This window comes from Vogesella indigofera, from assembly GCF_003633895.1.
GTDB classification, from domain to species: Bacteria; Pseudomonadota; Gammaproteobacteria; order Burkholderiales; family Chromobacteriaceae; genus Vogesella; species Vogesella indigofera.
In genome coordinates this window covers 275,523-296,434 of the sequence record NZ_RBID01000017.1, presented here as the reverse complement: position 1 = coordinate 296,434, position 20,912 = coordinate 275,523, and the positions used below count along the sequence as shown (strand labels likewise).

General features: G+C 63.1%; 17 protein-coding genes. 6 read left to right on the top strand and 11 right to left on the bottom strand.

The genetic code is table 11. The features are described 5' to 3' along the window. The first annotated feature begins 346 nt into the window (after positions 1-346). The gene (nadB, locus tag C8E02_RS14595) at positions 347-1,930 is read left to right on the top strand and encodes an L-aspartate oxidase (RefSeq protein WP_120811884.1); all 1,584 of its coding nucleotides are present in this window, start codon (positions 347-349) and stop codon (positions 1,928-1,930) included. Positions 1,931-1,979: 49 nt separating this feature from the next. Here the strand turns inward: nadB and C8E02_RS14590 are convergent, their stop codons facing one another. After that, the gene (locus C8E02_RS14590) at positions 1,980-4,283 is read right to left on the bottom strand and encodes a PAS domain-containing sensor histidine kinase (RefSeq protein ID WP_120811927.1); all 2,304 of its coding nucleotides are present in this window, start codon (positions 4,281-4,283) and stop codon (positions 1,980-1,982) included. Positions 4,284-4,449: 166 nt separating this feature from the next. Between C8E02_RS14590 and C8E02_RS14585 the strand changes: the two genes are divergently transcribed. The 5 genes from C8E02_RS14585 (at position 4,450) to C8E02_RS14565 (ending at position 10,167) form a co-directional block, all read left to right on the top strand. Then, the gene (locus tag C8E02_RS14585; protein ID WP_120811881.1) at positions 4,450-5,448 is read left to right on the top strand and encodes a TRAP transporter substrate-binding protein; all 999 of its coding nucleotides are present in this window, start codon (positions 4,450-4,452) and stop codon (positions 5,446-5,448) included. 81 nt (positions 5,449-5,529) lie between these two features. Then, positions 5,530-6,141 (top strand): TRAP transporter small permease, encoded by a 612-nt coding sequence (locus C8E02_RS14580; RefSeq protein ID WP_120811879.1) that lies wholly within the window; start codon positions 5,530-5,532, stop codon positions 6,139-6,141. Continuing rightward, complete coding sequence (locus C8E02_RS14575) at positions 6,138-7,421, top strand: TRAP transporter large permease (protein WP_047967004.1); 1,284 nt, start codon at positions 6,138-6,140, stop codon at positions 7,419-7,421. The genes C8E02_RS14580 and C8E02_RS14575 overlap by 4 nt, the downstream gene beginning before the upstream one ends. A gap of 141 nt (positions 7,422-7,562) precedes the next feature. Continuing rightward, positions 7,563-9,839, top strand: a complete 2,277-nt coding sequence (locus tag C8E02_RS14570; protein WP_120811876.1) for an NADP-dependent malic enzyme — start codon at positions 7,563-7,565, stop codon at positions 9,837-9,839. A gap of 82 nt (positions 9,840-9,921) precedes the next feature. Further along, a complete protein-coding gene (locus C8E02_RS14565) occupies positions 9,922-10,167 on the top strand; it encodes a PhaM family polyhydroxyalkanoate granule multifunctional regulatory protein (RefSeq protein ID WP_120811874.1) in 246 nt (81 codons plus the stop codon). A 54-nt stretch (positions 10,168-10,221) separates the two neighbouring features. Here the strand turns inward: C8E02_RS14565 and C8E02_RS14560 are convergent, their stop codons facing one another. The 10 genes from C8E02_RS14560 to C8E02_RS14515 all read right to left on the bottom strand — a co-directional run bounded on the left by C8E02_RS14560 (position 10,222) and on the right by C8E02_RS14515 (position 20,886). Next, complete coding sequence (locus tag C8E02_RS14560; protein WP_147424506.1) at positions 10,222-10,722, bottom strand: hypothetical protein; 501 nt, start codon at positions 10,720-10,722, stop codon at positions 10,222-10,224. 78 nt (positions 10,723-10,800) lie between these two features. Beyond that, positions 10,801-12,183 carry a sodium-dependent transporter gene (locus tag C8E02_RS14555; RefSeq protein ID WP_120811868.1) on the bottom strand — a complete coding sequence of 461 codons (1,383 nt, stop codon included), beginning with the start codon at positions 12,181-12,183 and terminating at the stop codon, positions 10,801-10,803. Positions 12,184-12,458: 275 nt separating this feature from the next. Continuing rightward, positions 12,459-13,622: an acetylornithine deacetylase gene (gene argE / locus C8E02_RS14550; RefSeq protein WP_120811865.1), complete on the bottom strand. Its 1,164-nt coding sequence runs from the start codon at positions 13,620-13,622 to the stop codon at positions 12,459-12,461. A 7-nt stretch (positions 13,623-13,629) separates the two neighbouring features. Beyond that, on the bottom strand, positions 13,630-14,592 hold the full coding sequence (gene flgL, locus C8E02_RS14545; RefSeq protein ID WP_120811862.1) for a flagellar hook-associated protein FlgL: 963 nt from the start codon (positions 14,590-14,592) through the stop codon (positions 13,630-13,632). A gap of 21 nt (positions 14,593-14,613) precedes the next feature. Next, complete coding sequence (flgK, locus tag C8E02_RS14540) at positions 14,614-16,452, bottom strand: flagellar hook-associated protein FlgK (protein ID WP_120811859.1); 1,839 nt, start codon at positions 16,450-16,452, stop codon at positions 14,614-14,616. A 46-nt stretch (positions 16,453-16,498) separates the two neighbouring features. Continuing rightward, complete coding sequence (gene flgJ, locus C8E02_RS14535) at positions 16,499-17,404, bottom strand: flagellar assembly peptidoglycan hydrolase FlgJ (protein WP_120811857.1); 906 nt, start codon at positions 17,402-17,404, stop codon at positions 16,499-16,501. A 116-nt stretch (positions 17,405-17,520) separates the two neighbouring features. Then, positions 17,521-18,618, bottom strand: coding sequence for a flagellar basal body P-ring protein FlgI (locus C8E02_RS14530; protein ID WP_047967013.1), 1,098 nt, complete (start codon positions 18,616-18,618; stop codon positions 17,521-17,523). 10 nt (positions 18,619-18,628) lie between these two features. Next, positions 18,629-19,318 carry a flagellar basal body L-ring protein FlgH gene (locus C8E02_RS14525; RefSeq protein ID WP_047967014.1) on the bottom strand — a complete coding sequence of 230 codons (690 nt, stop codon included), beginning with the start codon at positions 19,316-19,318 and terminating at the stop codon, positions 18,629-18,631. Positions 19,319-19,335: 17 nt separating this feature from the next. Then, positions 19,336-20,118 carry a flagellar basal-body rod protein FlgG gene (flgG, locus tag C8E02_RS14520; protein WP_047967015.1) on the bottom strand — a complete coding sequence of 261 codons (783 nt, stop codon included), beginning with the start codon at positions 20,116-20,118 and terminating at the stop codon, positions 19,336-19,338. A 24-nt stretch (positions 20,119-20,142) separates the two neighbouring features. Then, positions 20,143-20,886: a flagellar basal body rod protein FlgF gene (locus tag C8E02_RS14515; RefSeq protein WP_120811854.1), complete on the bottom strand. Its 744-nt coding sequence runs from the start codon at positions 20,884-20,886 to the stop codon at positions 20,143-20,145. Positions 20,887-20,912 lie beyond the last annotated feature (26 nt).

The window sequence follows — 20,912 nt, the reverse complement described above, 5'->3', positions numbered from 1 at the left end:
TCGTTTCTCAGAATCTTGACAGTGCAAGTATTTGGCTAAGCCAGACACTTACACCTATCGGTTATTCGTTCTGTTAAAGAGCAGTGCTGCGTCGCGTTTCGTTTGCGGCGTCAGCTGAGGAGGCGAACTATAGCGAAGCCCGCCACCCGCGTCAACACCCGCAAACACACTTTCCAGCACCAAAGCGGCAAGCCCTTGATTTTAAAACCACCACCCCACCAAGAAAAATGAAAAAGGTTGGCCGCAATGATTCTTTGGCGTGACGCAGCACGCGATGGGCGATTCTGCTAATCTTGCTTTTTTGTTTCAGCGTGTGCTTTCACCACGGTTTCAGAGCGATTCGACAATGACAACACTGAAGTTTGATGTCCTGATTATTGGTAGCGGCCTGGCCGGCATGACCCTGGCGCTGCATCTGGCCGAGCATTACGAGGTCGGCCTGATCACCAAGCGGGATTTGCTGGAGGGCAGTTCTTCTTATGCGCAGGGCGGCATTGCCGCGGTGCTGGACACCGGCGATTCGGTCGCCAAGCATATCGATGACACGCTGATCGCCGGCGCCGGGCTATGTAATGAAGAAACTACCCGCTTCATCGTCGAGAACTCGAAGGATGCCATCGACTGGCTGGTAGACCTCGGCGTGCCGTTCACCCGGGATGCCAGTCACCAGACCGGCTTTCACTTGACCCGCGAGGGCGGCCACAGTCATCGCCGCATCATCCATGCCGCCGACGCCACCGGTGCGGCGGTGACCTCCACGCTCGGCCAGAAGATCAAGGCTCACCCGCGTATCCGCGTACTGGAAAACCATATTGCGGTTGACCTGATCACCGGCAAGAAGCTGGGGCGCAGCGAAAACCGCTGCTATGGCGCCTATGCGCTGGACAAGGATCTGGACGAGGTGGTGACCATTGCGGCCAACCATACCATCCTCGCCTCCGGCGGCGCCGGCAAGGTCTACCTCTATACCACCAATCCGGATACCGCCACCGGCGATGGCATCGCCATGGGCTGGCGCGCCGGCTGCCGGGTCGGCAATATGGAATTCATCCAGTTCCACCCGACCTGCCTGTACCACCCGCACACCAAGTCGTTCCTGGTCTCGGAGGCGGTGCGCGGCGAAGGCGGCATCTTGCGCCTGCCGGACGGCACCCGCTTCATGCCGCAGCACGACGAGCGCGCCGAGCTGGCACCGCGCGACGTGGTGGCGCGCGCCATCGACTTCGAAATGAAGAAGCACGGCCTCGACTGCGTCTATCTGGACATTTCCTACAAGCCGGCCAGCTTCATCCAGGAGCACTTCCCCAATATCTACGCACATTGCCTGGAGCTGGGCATCGACATCACCCAGCAGCCGATTCCGGTGGTACCGGCGGCGCACTATACCTGCGGCGGCTTGGTCACCGATCTGGAAGGGCGCACCGATGTCGACGGTCTGTACGCGGTTGGCGAGGTCGCCTGCACCGGTCTGCACGGCGCCAACCGTCTGGCCAGCAATTCGCTGCTGGAGTGCATGGTGATCGGCAAGGCGGCCGCGGCCAATATCGTGGCGTCGAAGACGGTGCCGCTGCCGGCGATTCCGGACTGGGATGACAGCCGCGTCACCGATCCGGATGAAGAGGTGGTGATCTCGCACAACTGGGACGAGCTGCGCCGCGCGATGTGGGACTACGTCGGCATCGTTCGCACCAACAAGCGACTGGAGCGGGCGCTGCACCGTATCAACCTGCTGTCGGAAGAGATCAACGAGTACTACAGCCACTTCCACGTCACCAACGACCTGATCGAGCTGCGCAACCTGGTGCAGACCGCCGAGCTGATCGTGCGCTCTGCCCTGCTGCGCAAGGAGAGCCGTGGCCTGCACTTCAGCCGCGACTATCCGCAGACCGACGCCACCTGCCACGATACCGTGCTGACGCCGGCAGGCTGAGGCACAAGGTTGGCCGCAACCGTTGCGGCCAACCTTTGCCCTCGTCCGGCTACTGCGCGCCGTTGTGGCCGGACAGCGGCAGGGTGAACCAGAACACGCAGCCGCCGGCCAGCGTGTCGCTGACGCCGAATTCGCCATGGTGGAATTCGACGATGGAGCGGCAGATATTGAGGCCGATGCCCATCCCGTCCGGCTTGGTGGAATAGAACGGCGTAAACAGGTTGTCCTTCACCTCCTGCGCCAGCCCCGGCCCGCTGTCGCTGACCTCCACCCGCCAGAAGCGTTCGCCGGCCTCGGTGCGGATCGCCACCAGCGGCCGCCGCACATCGGCCTCGCGCATCGCCTCCACCGCATTCTTGATCAGGTTGAGCAGCACCTGTTCGATCAGCACCGGATCCATCTGCACTGTCACCGGCTTGCCACCCGGCTCCCACAGCAGCTGGGCGCCGTATTTCTCCGCCAGCGGCAGTGCCAGCGCATGGGCGCGCGACACCGCCAGATCGGGATCGGCATTCTCCAGCTGTGGCGCGTGTTTCTTGACGAAGGCGCGGATGCTGTTGACGATCTGCCCGGCCCGGCGCGCCTGCTGCACGATGGCCTGGATCGCCTCCAGCACGCCGTGCTGCTGCTGCACCGCCTCCGGCAGCCGCCGTGACACCCCGGCGGCGTAGGTGGAAATGGCGGTCAGCGGCTGGTTCAGCTCGTGCGCCAGGCTGGACGCCATCTCGCCCATCGCGATCAGCCGCGAGGTGGTCTGGAAGCGCTCGTCCTGCGTCCGCGCCCGTTCGTCGCGCTGGCGCTGCTCGGTGACGTCGACCAGCATCGCCAGCCACGCCTCCTCCTCGTTGACCCAGCTGATCTTGCGGTACTGCAGCTGGAACCAGTGCTCGTCGTGGTCCGGCGAAAACTCCAGCGACACGCGGTCCGCCGGTGCCGCACCGGCCAGCCCCGGCAGCATCGGACAATACAGCCCAGCCGGCTCGAACTGCGCCCACATCTCGGCGAAGGCCGGGTTGGCGTATAGCAGTTGCGAGCTGGCGCCGTCGGTCACGCACAGGCCAACATCGAGGCCGTTGAGCACCGACAGGAAGCGCTGGTGCGAATAGTTGAGCGCCAGCCGCTTTTTCTTCAGCTCGGTGATGTCGTACAGCGATGCCACCCAGCCGGTGTGGCGGCCGTCATTGCCGCGCAGCGGCGTGGCGTAGAAGCGCACCTCGAAACGTTCGCCGTCGCGATGGCAGAACGGCAGTTCGAAGCCGTGTTCCGGCAATTCGCCGCCCAGCACCGCCTGCATCGCCGCCTGCAGCAGCGCCCCCTCCTCCTGCGGCCAGAAGGAATACGGCGGCGACTGGCCGACCAGCTCGGCGCTGTCCAGCCCGGTCAGCTCGCAAAAGGCGCGGTTGACGTGCACGATCTGTCCACGCAGATCCAGCGCCAGTAGCCCGCTTTTCATGCTGTTCTCGATCGCCTGGCGCAGGATCATCTCGTGTTGCAGCGCCTTTTCCGCCTGCGCCCGCTCGCGCACGTGGCCACGGATGCGCCACAGCGAATACAGCAGCGCCAGCGTCAGCAGGCCGATGAAACTGGACAGTACCGGCAGCGCCAGCCCGACACCGGCGCGGTAGCTGACCGCGCGCAGGCTGAGGCCGTAGCCGGGGGGATCGAAACTGATCTGGTGGAACAGCGTGTTCTGCGGCGGCGTCTGCTCGAACTTGCTGGCCAGCGCCTTGCCGTCCAGGTCCACCACACTGATGTGGTATTGCGAGGCGATCCACCACGGCACCTGGTGGTGCAGCAGCGCCGCCATGTCATAGACGATGCGCACCCCGCCCTGATAGCGGCCGTGCACCAGCACCGGCACCGCCAGATCGAAACGGTATTTGCCGTCCGCGGCACGATACGGCGTGCCGAACACCGGCCGCTTCAGGCGCTCTGCACGCCACAAGGCGTCGTAGCTGCCACCTTCGAGTTGCTGCCCGCCATTGGCCATGCCGCTGCCGTCGAGCAGCACGCGACCGCGGCCGTCCACCCACTGCACCTCGGCGATCTCGCGGCTCTCGCGCCGCAGCAGGCTGGCGGCGGCGACAAAACGCTGCTGCCCGGCTGCGCCGCCCTGCAGGTCCGGCGTCATGCTCTCCACCGTCTGCTGGTGCCCCTCCAGATGCAGGCGCAGGCTCTGCTCCAGCCACAACAGCTCCTGCACCAGGCTGTCGCGCTGCTCGTCGACCCAGTCGCGGTAGACCACGGAATAGAGGCCGGCCAGCGCCGCCAGCAAGGCGGTCAGGGTCAGGATCACCCCCAGCCACAGCAGGCGGGGCGACGATTTCAGCGGGGGAGTAACTATCAATTGCATACGGGCAACCAGGGCAAACAGCATCAATCACTAGGGAAAACCCCAATGCGGAAGTCCCCAATGGTCAGCCCCCATTGCGGGAACTAATGTTGATGTGGTGGACAGTCCGTTTGTCTGACACGGACGATAACACGCACAACACGACAAATAACAGGAGAGTACCGAGATGAAACTGAAATATGCAGCCCTTGTAATCGGAGCCACCTTCGGCTTCGCTGGCGCAGCCCACGCCGCTGATTTCGTCATCAAATTCAGCCACGTGGTGGCGCAGGACACGCCGAAAGGCAAGGCCGCCGAATACTTCAAAAAGCTGGCCGAAACCCGCACCAAGGGCCGCGTACAGGTACAGGTATTCCCGAACAGCCAGCTGTACAAGGACAAGGAAGAACTGGAAGCGCTGCAGCTGGGCGCGGTACAGATGCTGGCACCAAGTCTGGCCAAGTTCGGCCCGCTGGGCGCCAAGGAATTCGAGGTCTTCGACCTGCCGTACATCTTCGACAGCTACGACGAACTGCACAAGGTGACCCAGGGCCCGATCGGCATGCAGCTGCTGGCCAAGCTCGAGAACAAGGGCATCAAGGGTCTCGCCTACTGGGATAACGGCTTCAAGATCTTCTCCGCCAACAAGCCGCTGAAGTCGCCGGCCGACTTCAAGGGCCTGAAGATGCGCATCCAGTCGTCCAAGGTGCTGGAAGAAGAAATGCGCGCCCTCGGCGCCCTGCCGCAGGTGATGGCCTTCTCCGAGACCTACCAGGCACTGCAGACCGGCGTGGTGGACGGCACCGAGAACCCGCCGTCCAACATGCTGACGCAGAAGATGCACGAAGTGCAGAAGCACGCCACGGTGAGCAACCACGGCTATCTCGGCTATGCCGTGATCGTCAACAAGAAGTTCTGGGACGGCCTGCCGGCCGACATCCGCACCACGCTGGATGGCGCGATGAAGGAAGCCACCGTCTACGCCAACAAGATTGCGCAGCAGGAAAACGAAAGCGATCTGGCCAAGATCAAGGCCTCCGGCAAGACCCAGATCTATATCCCGACTGCGGCAGAACGCGCCGCCTTCAAGAAAGCCCTGACTCCGGTTCACACCAAGATGGACGACCGCATCGGCGAAGGCCTGGTACAGCTGATCTACAAGCAGACCGGCTACACCCCGAACTGAACCGCATCTGACTGACAGAAGGTTGGCCGCATCCCGCAGCATGGCATGCGGCCAACCTTTGTCTTAACCGGAGTCACTATCATGAAATTCCTCGACCACCTCGAGGAGTGGCTGATCGCCACCCTGATGGCCGCCGCGACGCTGATCACCTTCTTCGCCGTCGTGCACCGTTACGGGAGCGGCATCGAGCTGCTTCAACCCCTGCTTGCCGATATCCATACCAGCTGGGCACAGGAACTGACCATCTACCTGTTCGTGTGGATGGCCAAGTTCGGTGCCGCCTATGGCGTGCGCACCGGCATCCACGTCGGCGTCGACGTGCTGATCAACAAGCTGTCCGACAACAACCGCGCCAAGTTCATCGTCATCGGCCTGCTCGCCGGCGCGCTGTTCACCGGCATCGTCGGCACCCTGGGCGCCACCTTTGTCTGGGAAATCGGCCATACCGAGCAAACCTCGGCCGACCTGGAAGTGCCGATGTGGCTGGTCTACCTCGCGGTACCGTGCGGCTCCTACCTGATGTGCTTCCGCTTCCTGCAGGTAATGGTCAACTTCCTCAAAACCGGCGAGCTGCCGAAACACGACCACAGCCATGTCGAAGGCATGGACGACGTCACCGAAGACAGCAACTGGTTCGCGCTGGACGACAACCTGCACCCGCATGACGTAGCCAACAAAGGAGGCAAGCAATGAGCGCCCTCATCATTTTCGGCCTGCTGCTGGTGCTGATGCTGACCGGCATGCCGATCTCCATCTCGCTCGGCCTCACCGTGCTGACCTTCCTGTTCACCATGACCGACGTGCCGATCGAGGCGGTGGCGCTGAAGCTGTTCACTGGTATCGAGAAGTTCGAGATCATGGCCATTCCGTTCTTCATCCTCGCCGGTAACTTCCTCACCCACGGCGGGGTGGCCAGACGCATGATCAACTTCGCCTCGTCGATGGTCGGCCACTGGCACGGCGGCCTTGGCCTCGCCGGCGTGGTGGCCTGCGCGCTGTTTGCCGCGGTATCGGGTTCCAGCCCGGCCACCGTGGTCGCCATCGGCTCCATCCTGTTGCCGGCAATGGTGAAACAGGGCTTCCCCAACAGCTTCGGCGCCGGTGTCATCACCACCTCCGGCGCACTGGGCATCCTGATCCCGCCGTCGATCGTGATGGTGATGTACTCGGTCGCCACCAACACCTCGGTCGGCCAGCTGTTCATGGCCGGCGTGATCCCGGGGCTGATGCTGGCCACCTTCCTCGGCCTGACCACCTGGTACCGTGCGCGCAAGTTCAACTACCCGCGCCTGCCGAAAGCCTCCTTCAAGCAACGCGTCAAGGCGCTGCGCGAATCGATGTGGGGCCTGTTCCTGATCGTGGTGGTGATCGGCGGCATCTACACCGGCATCTTCACCCCGACCGAGGCAGCCGCGATGTCGGCGGTGTACGCCTTCATCGTCGCCGTGTTCATCTACAAGGACCTGACGCTGAAGCAGGTGCCCAAGGTGCTGCTCGATTCGGCCAGCATGTCGGCGATGCTGCTGTACATCATCACCAACGCGGTGCTGTTCTCCTTCCTGATGACCAGCGAAGGCATCCCGCAGGCGATGGCAGGGTCATTGATTGATGCCGGCCTCGGCCCGATCGCTTTCCTGCTGGCAGTAAACGTGATCCTGCTGCTGGCCGGTAACGTGATGGAGCCGTCGTCGATCGTGCTGATCTTCGCGCCCATCCTGTTCCCGGTGGCGATGCAGCTGGGCATCGACCCGGTGCACTTCGGCATCCTGATCGTGGTCAACATGGAAGTCGGCATGTGCCATCCGCCGGTGGGGCTGAACCTGTACGTGGCCTCCGGCATCACCAAGATGGGCATCACCGAGCTGACGGTGGCGGTATGGCCGTGGCTGCTGACCATGCTGGCGTTCCTTGGCCTGGTCACCTATGTACCGATGATTTCGCTGTGGCTGCCCAAGACCCTAGGCATGATGTAACAAGCACCCTGGCCGCAAAAACGCGATGGAACCTCTCCATCGCGTTTTTTGTCGGACACGGCATAGCCCGCAACTAAGGGTTGGCCCTATAATGTCAACCCTCTCCACACCCTCATGAAATAATAATCAGGAGCCAACAGAATGGACGAGCAACTGCGTCAAGCCGCACTCGATTTCCACCAGTTCCCACAGCCGGGCAAGATCCAGGTCGCCCCTACCAAGCCGCTGGCCACCCAGCGCGACCTGGCCCTTGCCTACTCGCCAGGTGTGGCAGCACCTTGCGACGCGATCGTGGAAGACCCGCTGAACGCCTACAAGTACACCGCCCGTGGCAACCTGGTGGCCGTGGTCACCAACGGCACCGCCGTGCTGGGCCTAGGCAACATCGGCCCGCTGGCCGGCAAGCCGGTGATGGAAGGTAAAGGCGTGCTGTTCAAGAAGTTCGCCGGCATCGACGTATTCGACATCGAACTGGCCGAGAACGACCCGGACAAGCTGGTCGACATCATCTGCGCGATGGAACCGACTTTCGGCGGCATCAACCTGGAAGACATCAAGGCGCCGGAATGCTTCTACATCGAGAAGAAGTGCCGCGAACGCATGGGCATCCCGGTGTTCCACGATGACCAGCACGGTACCGCCATCGTCGCCGCCGCCGCAGTCCTGAACGCACTGCGCCTGATCAACAAGGAAATCGGCAATGTCCGCGTGGTCGCCTCCGGCGCCGGCGCGGCCGCCATTGCCTGCCTGGAGCTGATGGTGGCACTGGGCATCAAGCGTGAAAATGTCACCGTGTGCGATTCCAAAGGCGTGATCTTTGAAAACCGCGACGACAAGATGGACGAGTCGAAGAAGCGCTTCGCGATCAAGGACAACGGTCAGCGCAAACTGGCCGACGCCATGGTCGGCGCCGACATCTTCCTCGGCCTGTCCGGCCCGAAACTGGTCACCCAGGACATGGTCAAGTCGATGGCAGCCAACCCGCTGATCCTCGCCATGGCCAACCCGGAACCGGAAATCCTGCCACCGCTGGTGAAGGAAGTCCGCCCGGACGCCATCATCGGTACCGGCCGTTCCGACTACCCGAACCAGGTCAACAACGTACTGTGCTTCCCGTTCATCTTCCGTGGTGCGCTGGACGTGGGCGCCACCACCATCAACGAAGAGATGAAGCTGGCCTGCGTACGCGCGATTGCCGACCTGGCGATGGCGGAGCAGAACGACGTGGTGGCCACCGCTTACGGCGACCAGGAACTGTCGTTCGGCCCGGAATACCTGATTCCGAAACCGTTCGACCCGCGCCTGATCGTGAAGATCGCCCCGGCCGTTGCCCAGGCGGCGATGGATTCCGGCGTGGCCACCCGCCCGATCGCCGACATGGATGCCTATGTCGAGCAGCTGGCGCAGTTCGTGTACAAGACCAACCTGTTCATGAAGCCGGTATTCACCCAGGCCAAGAAAGCCAAGGCCCGCGTGGTAATGGCCGAAGGTGAAGACGAGCGCGTGCTGCACGCCACCCAGGAAATCATCTCGCAAGGCCTGGCCTACCCGATCCTGATCGGCCGTCCGTCGGTGATCGAGAAGCGTATCGAGAAACTGGGTCTGAAGATGAGCGCCGGTGTCGACTTCGACCTGGTCAACAACGAGTCCGATCCGCGCTTTGCCGAGTACTGGAAAGAGTACTACGAGCTGAGCAAGCGCAAGGGCGTGTCGCAGGAACAGGCGCGTCGCCGCGTGATCGGCAACACCACCCTGATCGGTGCGCTGATGGTACGTCGCGGTGAAGCGGATGCGATGATCTGCGGCACCTACGGCCCGTATCGCCAGCACTTCGACATCATCGAGAACGTGATCGGCTACGCCCGCCAGGACAAGGTCGCCGGCGCCATGAACGCGCTGATCCTGCCGACCGGCAACATCTTCATCGCCGACACCTACGTGAACCCGAATCCGGACGCGCAGCAGCTGGCCGCGATCACCGAGATGGCGGCACAGTCGGTACGCCGCTTCGGCATCAACCCGAAAGTGGCCCTGCTGTCCAACTCCAGCTTCGGCACCTGGAACTCGGAAGGCGCCTACAAAATGCGCGACGCGCTGGCACTGGTGCAGGAAGCGCATCCGGAACTGGAAATCGACGGCGAAATGCAGGGCGATGCCGCGCTGATCGAAAGCATCCGCCAGCAGGCGATGCCGGACAGCACGCTGAAGGGCGCCGCCAACCTGCTGGTGATGCCAAACGTGGAAGCGGCCAACATCAGCTACAACCTGCTGCGCGTTTCGGCGTCCGACGGCGTGACCATCGGCCCGATCCTGATGGGCATGGCCAAGCCGGTGCACATCCTGACCCCGATCTCCTCGGTACGCCGCATTGTCAACATGGTGGCGCTGGCCGCGGTGGATGTACAAGCAAATGGCTAACCGCCGATAGTGGTTATACTGAACGGGTGAACGTCATGTTCACCCGTTTTTTTATGTTGCGGCCAACCTTGTGGAGGTTCCGATGAGTGCCGATTTCAATCCTGCCGATCCGTTCGCCCTGTTCCGCCAGATGATGCAAAGCGCGACCCCGCCGGGCGCCCAGCCGTTCCTGCCACCGATGAGCGAAGAGGAAATCGACCGCCGCATGGCCGAGCTGCGCGTGGTGGAAACCTGGCTCACCATGAACCTGGGCGCGCTGTCGATGCAGATCCGCACCCTGGAAATGCAAAAGGCGGCCCTCGCCGCGCTGCGTCCGAAAAGCGAATAAAAAAACGTTGGCCGCAATCACTTGCGGCCAACGTTTGCTTGATGGCGTGACGGCTCAGCCCACCATCGCCGAGACGTCGAAACGACAGGGGTTGAGCGGCGTTTCCCCGTGCGGAATGCGGCTGGCGCTGCGTTCGTACTGCTGCCACAGCTGCCGCCGCGCCAGGGTATCGAACATCCGCGCATGCAGCAGGTCGAGGAAGTGCAGCATGGTCTGCGCATCGACCCTGGCCTTGCCCAGCGTCTGCTCGCTCAGCACACAGGACATCGCGTAGCGCACCTGCGTCACCTCCGGCCCCAGCCTGGCCGGATCGGTCTGCCGCACCGCGCGCTGCCACGCCCGCGCCAGCTGGCTGCTGGCGGCAAACGCCGCCGCATTGCCGGCAAAGCGCGCGGCAATCAGCTCGCCGACGTCGTCACGCAGCAGGTCGCCATTGCGATCCGGCGGGAACACGGACTCCGCCACCGGCAGGCGCTCCTGCGACAGCAGCAAGAACAGCACCAGTGCGCCACCGCAGGCGGCGGCAACGGCGCCAACCAGCAATCGGCCTGCCATCCTCTTCTCCCGTTTCTGCTTGCCCTGCTCCTGCTTGTTCTATAGCAGAGACTGCCAATACGGCAGCCCCTGCCCGACTTACAGCAGCCCCAGCCCCTTCAGCATCACCAGCAGGATCAGCAGCGGGGTCACGTATTTCAGCAAACCGTACAGCAGCTGCACCACGACACGGTTGTGCAGCACGCCTTCGTTCGACAGTGCCGCCATCATCTTGTCCTTGCCCCATACCCAGGACACGAACAGGCAGATGAAGATGCCGCCTATCGGCAACAGGATGGACGATGACACGAAGTCGAACAAGTCGAAGAAGGTCATGCCGAACAGCTTGACGTCGGCCAGCACGCTGTTGGACAGCGCGCAGCTGGCGCCGATCACGCCCAGCAGCAGCAGGTTGATCAGCGTCGCCCTGGCACGGCTGATGCCGAAACGGCCGACCATCACCGACACCGGCACTTCCAGCAGCGACAGCATGGCACCGGTGGCCGCCACCGCCGACAGCACGAAGAACAGCACCATGAACAGGTGCCCCATCGGCATGCTGGCGAACACCGCCGGAATGGTGATGAACAGCAGCGACGGCCCGGCTTCCGGCTTGAAGCCGAAGGTGAACACCGCCGGGAACACCACGATACCGGCCAGCATCGACACGAACAGGTCGGCGCTCATCACCCGTACCGTGGTGGCAGGAATGTTCTGGTCATCACGGAAATAGCTGCCATAGGTCATCATGGTGCCCATGCCGATCGACAACTTGAAGAACGCCAGCCCCATCGCGATCAACGCCACTTCGGCGGTGATCTTGGAAAAATCGGGGGCGAACAGGAAGGCCAGCCCCTGCGACGCGCCCGGCAGCATCAGGCTGCGCACGCCCAGCACCAGCAACAGGATGAACAGCACCGGCATCAGCCTCTTGGTGACCGCCTCGATACCCTTGGCCACGCCCAGCAACAAGATACCGCCGATGAACAGCAGCACGCCCCACTGCCACAGCAGCGACTGCAGCGGATCGGACACCAGCGCGCCGAACGCGGCCGAGGTCTGCGCCGGATCCTTGCTCAGGATGTCGCCGCCGATGGCCTTGAACACATAGGCGAACACCCAGCCCGCCACTTCGGAATAGAACGAAAGGATCAGGAACGCCGCCAGCACCCCGGAGGCACCGATCAGCCACCAGTATTGCCCGGCCGGTGCCAGCACCCGCAGGGTGGTGACCGCGTCGGCCTTGGCTTTGCGGCCAAGCATGATCTCGGCAATCATCACCGGCAGGCCGACCAACAGCGTGGCCAGCAGGTACACCAGCAGGAAACCGGCGCCGCCATTGGCACCGGTGACATAAGGAAACTTCCAGATATTGCCCAGCCCGACCGCGGAACCGAGCGTCGCCGCCAGCACGCCGAAGCTGCTGGTAAAGGCATCCCGCGCCTGACCCGCGGGTGTCGCGGGTTGCGTAGTTTGTTTCATGGTTTGTCCCACCTTGAAATGACAACAAGCCCGCCGCCGTGGGTAACGGCGCGGGCATCACTCTCCACCGCAATGGAGGGTCGGGATTTTGAAGGGGGAACGAAAGACAGTAAAGAAGATTCTTAGAGCGTGTTCATGATCCGCACGCTCACGCGAGACAAGGCGAAAACGGCTGAGGAAGCGGCGTTTATCCAGAGATGAACAAGCATGCCTAAGCCGCTTTCAACAGCCTATGCCCCACCGGGATCAAGTCGCAACAGATCGTGAACAGCCTCTTACAGCCCCACCGGGCGCACAAGGCGCTCGGTCAGCCGCAACAGCCAGTCGCGGCACAGCGCCAGCTGGCCGAGCTCAACATACTCGTCGGGACGGTGCGCCTGCTCGATCGAACCGGGGCCGCACACCACCGCGGCAATACCGGCCTCGGCAAAGCGGCCGGCCTCGGTGGTGTAGGCCACCGCTTCGCCAAGGCAACCATGGCACAGCGCGTCGACATGCTGGCGCACACTGCTGTCGGCGTCCGATTCGAACGGCGGGCAGTTGACCAGCGGCTCGAAGCTGATCGCCGCCTCTGGCGCCACCTGCTGCATCTCCGCGCTCAGCAGCGCCGCGTAGTCGCGCACCGAGTCGACGAAACGCTGGTGATTGTCACCCGGCAGCCAGCGGCACTCGAACACGAACTCGCAATCCTTGGGCACGATGTTGGCCGCGGTGCCGCCGTGGATGACGCCGGTCTGCAAGGTGGTGAACGGCACGTCATACAGTGCCTGTCGCATGCCGAAACTCTGTTCGGCATCGGCCAGCTTGCGGATGTGCACGATCAGCTTGGCGGCATACTCGATGGCGTTGACACCCTTGGGCGTCAGCGAGGAATGCGCGGCGCGGCCGAGCACGCGGCAACGGTAATGGGCAATGCCCTTGTGGGCGATCACCGGCCGCATCATGGTCGGCTCGCCGATGATGCAGCCCTCGATCGGCAACTGTCGCTGCTGCAGGTCGGCAATCAGGCGCCCGACGCCCAGACAACCGACTTCCTCGTCGTAAGACAGCGCGATACCGATGGCGCGCTGCAACTGGCCGGCTGCGGCCAACCTTGTCCACTCCTCGACCAGGGACAGCACGCACGCGATGAAGCCCTTCATGTCGCAACTGCCGCGACCATAGAGACGACCCTCGCGCTCGCTCATGATGAAAGGGTCGCTCTGCCAGCTCTGGCCGTCGACCGGCACCACGTCGGTGTGCCCGGACAACACCACGATCGGCAGCGCCGGACCCCCGATCACAGCAAACAGGTTGGCCTTGTCGCCGGCATCGGAAAAAGTCAGCGTGCTGTCCACGCCAAACTGCGCCAGATAGTCCTGCACCCACCGGATCAGGGCCAGGTTGGACTCACGACTGGTGGTGTCAAAAGCGATCAGCTGGGCGAGGATGGTTTGCATGGCGCGATCAGAGGTAGTTGAACAGGGACAGGCTCTTCACCTGGGAAAAGGTTTTCTGCGTGACTTCCAGCGCGGTCCTGGCCATCTCGAAGTCGGACACCGCCTTGGCCAGATCCAGGTCTTCCAGATTGCTGATCTGCGACGCGTATTGCACGCTCAGGGCATCACCCATCTCGATCAGCGAATCGGTCTCCTGCATGCGCGAACCCAGCGAGGCCCGGCTGGCCAGCACCTGCGACAGGCCGTCATCCAGCCCCTGGATGGCCGTCGCAATATTGGTGGCGTAGTTGGGATCCACCGAGCCGGCCGACAGCGCCTCGTCGAACACCGATAGCGACTGCCACAGCTCGTTGCCGGCTGCGGTCGGCCCTGCCGGGGCGGGTCCGGCCGGAGTTGAGGTACGACCAAACACCACCGAACCGGGCTCGGTCACCGCGATCTCGCGGCTGGACGAGATCGCCATGTACTGGCGCTGGTCATTGCCCTGGTAGTTGATATTCAGCTGCGGCGGGGTCGCCTGCACCGCCATGGTAAACGGCGGCTTGCTCTTGTCGGTGCCGCCGAAGATATAGTTGGACGCGCCGTCGGTGCTGTTGGCGAGCGAAACCAGCTCTTTTACCTTCTCGCGCATCTCGTTCTGGATCGCCTGCCGGTCTTCGTTGGTCAGCACAGTGTTGCCCGCCTGCACCGCCAGGGTCTTGATCGAGATGATGGTGTTGGAGACGTTGCCGAGGATGGTATCGGTAATTGCCAGCTGCGAGGCGGCCGCCTTGGCATTGCTGGATTGCTGCGTATTCATCGACTTGGACTGGTTGATATCGACCAGCGTGGCCGCCGCCACCGGGTCATCCGATGCCCGGTTGATGCGTTTCAGGGTCGACAGCTGCTCGTTGAGGCGATTGAGCTGGGAACCCTTGCTCTGCAGGTTGTAGGTGCCCATGATGTATTGGGTATTGCTGCTGACTCTCATTGCCTTATCCTCTGAAAACTATCAACGCAGATCCAGCAGTGACTGGAAAATTTCCTGCGCTACCTGGATAACCTTGCTCGATGCCTGGTAGGCCTGCTGATAGCGTATAAGATTCGCCGCTTCCTCGTCGAGATTGACGCCGGAGAACGATTCCCTCTTCAATTTTACTTCCTGCAACGCCGCTTCCTGTGCCGTCAAACTCACCTGTACCACATTGGTACGGCTACCGACATAGCTGACGGTCTGGCCGTAAAACGACTGCAGGCTGCCGGTGCGCGCGGCGCCGACCGCGGGCAGGAAGGTCGAGGTGGAGTTGGGCGTCGCCGCCATCAGTGGCCGCGTCTGCAAGCGGGCCATTTCCAGCAGGTTGGCGTTATCCAGCTGCGCCGACTCGCCTGCGGCGCCGGTGCGCGGCGTCACCGGGATGGTCTGGTTGGTTGCCGCTTGCCCCTCGAACTTGAAGGCGATGTGCTGGCCGCTGGCGAGGGTGAATTCGTAAACGCCGGCCTGGCTTGCCGACTGCGTCACCGGCACGATGGTGCCGCCGAAATCCGCCTCGAACGGTGGGGTATTGCCTGGAATATAGTTCAAGGCCAGCGCCGGGGCCGCCGGCAGGGTCGGGTTAGCCGCCGGCGACAGGTTGGATACCTGCCAGATCGCCGAAATGGACGGCTTGCCGCCCGGCACCTCGATCGGGTCGACCGGCGTGGTGGCACCGGCCTGGATGCCGGAGGCGACCGCCAGCTGCGATGGCTCCTGCACCGCCACGGCAAAACGGCGCAAGGCATCACGCATCGCCTTGGCTTCACCGGCCGGTGTGGTCGCGTTCTCTGCGGTAGTACGGAAGGCGGTCAAGTCGGCAAACATCGGGGTACTGGCCGGCAGACCGTTCAGGTCGACACCCAATGCCTGCTGCCGGTTCATCGCGTCGGAAAACTCGACCGCCATACGGCCGAGGTCGGCCTGCACGCGGGCAACATCGTAATTCAGCGTGGTCATGGCGCCGGCGATGCTGCCACCGGCGATCAGCTGCGAATTAAGCACCACCGTGTTATTGGTACCTGGCAGCTTGATGCCCAGTGACGGCGCTTCCGGATCTTCCGGCTGCGCCGGTGCGCCACGCATCATGGTCATTTCGTAACTGGTCTCGCCGATCACCAGCGGGTGGCCCTGGCCGATGTAGACGCTATACATGCCGTCGGACTGCTCGACCACGTCGGTCTTGATCAGCTTGTTCAGGTCGCGTACCAGCGTGTCGCGCTGGTCCAGCAGGTCGTTGGGCGCGCGGCCCTCACCCTGGTTCAGGGAAATGATCTGCTCGTTGAGGGCGGCGATCTGCCTGGCGTAGGAGTTGACCCCCTCCACCGAGGTATTGATCTGGTTGATCAGGCCGTTACGCACCTCTTCCATGCGCGTATTCATCGACTGGAAACGGCCGGACAGCGACTCGGCCTGGCTGATCACCGACTGCCGCGCGGCGATGGAGGTCGGCTGCTGGCTGAGCGTTTGCAGGCTGGCGTAGAAACCCTGCATCAGGTTGGAGAGGCCGGCATTGCCATCGGTAATCAGGTTGTCGATATCGGAGAGGGCGGAGGCCTGGGTCTGGAAGCCGCTGCTGGACGCGGTGACATTCTGCAGCTGCTCGTCCATGAAGCCGTCGTACAGCCGCGATACCGCGTACAGGTCGACACCACGGCCGGCATAGCCGTAACCGACAAACTGTGGCGTCGCCGCACTCTGGGAAAGACGCTGGCGGTTGTAGCCATCGGTATTGACGTTGCTGATGTTGTGGCTGGTCACGTCCAATGCCGCGCGTGCCGCATTGAGACCACTGATACCGATACTGAAAATACCACTCATGATTCACTCTCCCGTTGTTCTTTATCGGCAGCTAGGCGGCTGAACTTTAGCGTGCCAGCAGGGACTGGGCGACGCCGGCCAGTTTGCGCGCATACGCTGGATCGGTGGCGTAGCCACCCTGCTGCAGCGCCACGGCAAAGCCCTGCGCGTTATCGCCTTGGTTCAGCGCGTGCTGGTAGCGGCTACTGCCTTCCAGCAACTTGGCGTAATCGTCGAATGCCGCCTCCAGGCTCGGATAGGAACGGAACGATTCCACCTGCTTGCGCGCCTTGCCGTCGACGTACTCGGTGGTCAGCGTCGCCACCGATTCGCCGCGCCACGAGCCGCCGGCCTTGATGCCGAACAGGTTGTAGCTCTCGCGGCCATCCGGATGACGGATGCTGCGACTGCCCCAGCCGCTTTCCAGTGCGGCGTGACCAACTAGCAATTCCGGCGCCACGCCGAGGCGCTCGGCCGCCTGGCCGGCATGCGGCAACAGGGTGCTGACAAATGCCTGCCGCTCGCTCGGAATCGCCACTGGTGCCGGCGCCGCCGTGGCGGTGCCGGCAGCTTCCGCATACTTGCGGATGGCTTTCGCCGCCGCGGCGGGTAGCGCCGGCAAGGGCAGCATGCCACTGCTAGCCGCCGGCGTCGCGGCCTGGTCAATCCGCGCCACGCCCTCGATCTGACGGGCCAGCATGTCGGCCAGCCCGGTACCGCCGCCCTGCACCATCGCGTTGACCATCTGCTGGTCGAGCATGCCGCGGTAGGTGCCCAGCTCCGAGGAATCCTCTTCGCCGTCAAAACCGTTGCTGCGCATCGACGCCATCATCTGGTTCAGCAGGATGGCCTCGAACTGGCTGGCGACCTGCCGGATCGCTTCCTTCGGATTGCTGCGCGCAAGGGAAGACAGGCGCTCGGTCGCATTGGGATCGATCGCTAATTGATTGCTGGCATCGCGGGAAACTTGCATGGCAGGGACGCTAAACAGACACAGATGCCGGATTTACAGCAAGAATCAGGCCAGCAAAAAAGGCGATGCCCGTCAGGGACATCGCCTTGCAACTGGCTTGCGGCCAACCTTGCCGCTCAGATGATCTGCAATTCCGCCTTCAGCGAGCCGGAAGCCTTCATCGCCTGCAGGATGGAGATCAGGTCCTGCGGCGTGGCGCCAACCGAATTCAGGGCGCCGACCACCTCCGACAGCGAGGCACCGCCGGGAATGTTGACCACCTTGCTGCCGTCGGCACTGACACTGACATCGGCCTTGCGGGTGACCGCCGTCTGGCCGCCGCTCAGCGGTGGTGGCTGGCTCACCGTCGAGGTGCTGTTGACCGTCACCGACAGGTTGCCGTGGGCAATCGCGCACGGGTCGATGCGTACCGCCTTGTTCATCACGATGGAGCCGGTACGGGCATTGATGATCACCACGGGGGAAACTTCTGCCGCCTCGACGGCAATATTTTCCAGCCGCGACAGAAACTGGATCCGTGCATTGCTGTCCTGCGGCGCCCGCACCTCGATCTGGCGACCGTCCAGCGCCCGCGCCGTCTGGCCGCCCAGCTCGCGATTGATCGCCTGTACCACGCGGTTGGCGGTGGTGAAATCCGATTCCAGCAACTGCAGCGCCACCATGTCGCCCATGCCCAGCGAAGCCGGCAACTCGCGCTCGACCGTCGCCCCCGCCGGAATGCGGCCAACACTGAGGTGGTTGATCTGCGTCTTGCTGCCCCCGGCGGCGGCGCCGGCACCGCCGACCACCACATTACCCTGTGCCAGCGCGTAGATCTGGCCGTCGATACCCTTCAGCGGCGACAGCAGCAAGGTGCCGCCACGCAGGCTCTTGGCATCGCCGATCGACGACACCGTGATGTCCAGCGCCTGGCCGCGCCGCGCAAACGGCGGCAGGGTCGCGGTCAGGCTCACCGCGGCCACGTTCTTCGGGTCGATCTTCATCCCCTGCGGGATCTGCACCCCGAGCTGGTTCAGCATATTGCCCAGCGACTGGCCGGTGAACGGCGAGGCGCTGGCCTTGTCGCCACTACCATCGAGGCCGACCACCAGGCCGTAACCGATCAGCGGGTTGGAGCGCACCCCGGCCACGCTGGCCAGCTCCTTGATCTTCTGGGCGGCAAACAGCGGACCGGCCAGCAGCGCCAGGCAAACCACCACGACAAAACGCGACATCGCTTATCCCTTAAAACGGCAGCAGTGACAGGAAGATTTTCTGCAGCCAGCCGGTGTCATTATAAGCGCGGCTGCGGCCCTGGTTGATCTGCTCGATGCGGGCATCGGCCATCCGCGTCGATTCGACGTTGTTGCCCTGCTTGATGTCGCGCGGGTTGATCACCCCGGACAGGCGGATGAATTCATGCTCGCCGTTGATCTTCATCTGTTTCTCGCCGCTGACCAGCAGATTGCCGTTCGGGTAGACGTCGATCACGGTCACGGTGATGGAGGCATTGAAGGAGCTGCTGTTGGTATTGCTGCTGGAGCCGCTCTCGCTGGCGCTGCCACTGCCGTTCAGGCTGGCACCGCCCAGTTTCTTCTCGATGGCGCCGGGGAAGAACGGCAGCGACACGCCGGCATTGATGCCGCCGTTGATCGAGGAATCGCGCTCGCCCTCGGTCTCTTCCTTGCTACTGGAGCGGTTGTTTTCGCGGATGGTGACGGTGAGGATGTCGCCGACACGCACCGGCACCTTGTCCTCGAACAGCGGCTGGTAGCTGGCGGCCTGGAAGATGGAGCCGTCGGCTGGCAGCTGCGCCGGCTGCGGCTGCGGCCGCACCGCCATCGGCTGATGCGTGATCGGCGCCGTCTGTACCGCGCAGGCGGCCAAGAGCAGCGCCGAACACAGCGGCAACACAAGATTCAGCAGGCGCTTCATGGGCTACTCCTTAGACTTTAGAGCTGGGTCAGCTTCTGCAGCATTTCGTCGGCGGTCTTGATCGCGCGCGAGTTGATCTCGTAGGCGCGCTGCGCGGTGATCATGTTGATCAGCTCTTCGGTCACGTTGACGTTGGAACCCTCGACATAGCCCTGCGAAATGGTGCCGCGGCCATCGAGGCCGGGCTGGCCTTCGATCGGGTCACCGGACGCGCCGGTCGCCAGATACAGGTTGCCGCCGATGCTTTCCAGCCCCTGCGGGTTGATGAAGGTGGCGGTGTTGATCTGGAACGAACCGGTAGCGGTCGTCGCCCCGGCATCGAAATACTCCAACAGACCTTCCGGCGACAGCGTGATCTTGGTGGCGGTCGCCGGAATGGTGATCGCCGGATCCAGCGCCAGGCCGGCGGCATTGACCACCAGGCCTTCATTGTTGCGCTTGAACTCGCCGTTGCGGGTGTAGGCGATGGTGCCGTCGGTCTGCTGGATGCGGAAGAAACCGTCGCCGGCGATCGCCATGTCCAGCGACTGCTCGGTGCGGATCATCTCGCCCTGGGTGTGCACCCGCGCGGTGGCCACCGGAGCGGCACCGGTGCCTGCGTGCAGGCCGGTCGGCAGCACGTTGCCGTTCGACAGCTGGGCGCCGGGCTGGCGCAGGGTCTGGTAGTACAGGTCTTCAAAAATGGCGTTGGAGCGCTTGAAGCCCTTGGTATTCACGTTGGCGAGGTTGTTGGACACCACGTCCAGCTTGAACTGGCTGGCATCCATACCGGTCTTGGCCACATACAAGGCACGAATCATGTTGTTATCCTATTATCGGTTCGTTTAGCCGGTAATCGACAGCAATTCTGTCGCCTGGCGGGCATTCTGCTCCGCCGTCTGCATCAGCTTGATATTGAGATCGTAATGGCGGGAGTGGCTGATCATCTGCACCAGGCTCTCGACCGCATTGACGTTGCTGGCCTCCAGGAAGCCGCTCTTCAGCTGCACGTTGGCCGCAGCCGGTGCGTCTTGGCCGTCGTGCTGGCGGAACAGGCCGTCATCGCCCTTGTACACCGCACGCTCCCCCGGATTGACCAGCTTGATGCGACCCAGCACCTGCACGGTACGGTCGGCGCCGACGCTGGCGGAAGCCGATACCGTCCCGTCGATGCCGAGGGTGATCCGCGAGCCCGGCGGCACCACGATCTGGCCACCCTCACCCTGGATCGCCAGCCCGGAACGGGTGCGCATCACGCCTTCGGTGTCGACGATGTAGCCGCCGTCGCGGGTGTAGGCCTCGCCACCACCCGGTGCCTGCACCGCAAAAAAACCCGGCGTTGCCAGCGCGAAATCACTTTCGTTGCCGGTCAGCTGCAGCGAACCCTGGCTCATGTCGTGACCGACGGTATTGTCGACCTGGTAGGTACGCGTCGGCGCACCGTCGCCGATCACGCGCAGCGCCCGGAAAGACGCCAGATCGGCCTTGAAGCCGTTGGTATGGACGTTGGCAAGGTTGTTGGAAGTGGTCGCCTGTTGCCATGCGACGTGCTTCGCACCATTCATTGCCAGATACAGCACCTTATCCATGAATCCGTCTCTCCGCGCTTAGCGTC

Bases quoted from the DNA above. Each gene is read 5' to 3' on its own strand.
- C8E02_RS14575 (WP_047967004.1), top strand. From the start codon at position 6,138: ATGAGCGCCCTCATCATTTTCGGCCTGCTGCTGGTGCTGATGCTGACC.
- C8E02_RS14515 (WP_120811854.1), bottom strand. From the start codon at position 20,886: ATGGATAAGGTGCTGTATCTGGCAATGAATGGTGCGAAGCACGTCGCA.
- C8E02_RS14570 (WP_120811876.1), top strand. From the start codon at position 7,563: ATGGACGAGCAACTGCGTCAAGCCGCACTCGATTTCCACCAGTTCCCA.
- C8E02_RS14525 (WP_047967014.1), bottom strand. From the start codon at position 19,318: ATGAAGCGCCTGCTGAATCTTGTGTTGCCGCTGTGTTCGGCGCTGCTC.
- flgG (WP_047967015.1), bottom strand. From the start codon at position 20,118: ATGATTCGTGCCTTGTATGTGGCCAAGACCGGTATGGATGCCAGCCAG.
- flgL (WP_120811862.1), bottom strand. From the start codon at position 14,592: ATGAGAGTCAGCAGCAATACCCAATACATCATGGGCACCTACAACCTG.
- C8E02_RS14530 (WP_047967013.1), bottom strand. From the start codon at position 18,618: ATGTCGCGTTTTGTCGTGGTGGTTTGCCTGGCGCTGCTGGCCGGTCCG.
- C8E02_RS14590 (WP_120811927.1), bottom strand. From the start codon at position 4,283: ATGCAATTGATAGTTACTCCCCCGCTGAAATCGTCGCCCCGCCTGCTG.
- C8E02_RS14560 (WP_147424506.1), bottom strand. From the start codon at position 10,722: ATGGCAGGCCGATTGCTGGTTGGCGCCGTTGCCGCCGCCTGCGGTGGC.
- flgJ (WP_120811857.1), bottom strand. From the start codon at position 17,404: ATGCAAGTTTCCCGCGATGCCAGCAATCAATTAGCGATCGATCCCAAT.
- C8E02_RS14580 (WP_120811879.1), top strand. From the start codon at position 5,530: ATGAAATTCCTCGACCACCTCGAGGAGTGGCTGATCGCCACCCTGATG.
- flgK (WP_120811859.1), bottom strand. From the start codon at position 16,452: ATGAGTGGTATTTTCAGTATCGGTATCAGTGGTCTCAATGCGGCACGC.
- argE (WP_120811865.1), bottom strand. From the start codon at position 13,622: ATGCAAACCATCCTCGCCCAGCTGATCGCTTTTGACACCACCAGTCGT.
- C8E02_RS14555 (WP_120811868.1), bottom strand. From the start codon at position 12,183: ATGAAACAAACTACGCAACCCGCGACACCCGCGGGTCAGGCGCGGGAT.
- C8E02_RS14585 (WP_120811881.1), top strand. From the start codon at position 4,450: ATGAAACTGAAATATGCAGCCCTTGTAATCGGAGCCACCTTCGGCTTC.
- C8E02_RS14565 (WP_120811874.1), top strand. From the start codon at position 9,922: ATGAGTGCCGATTTCAATCCTGCCGATCCGTTCGCCCTGTTCCGCCAG.
- nadB (WP_120811884.1), top strand. From the start codon at position 347: ATGACAACACTGAAGTTTGATGTCCTGATTATTGGTAGCGGCCTGGCC.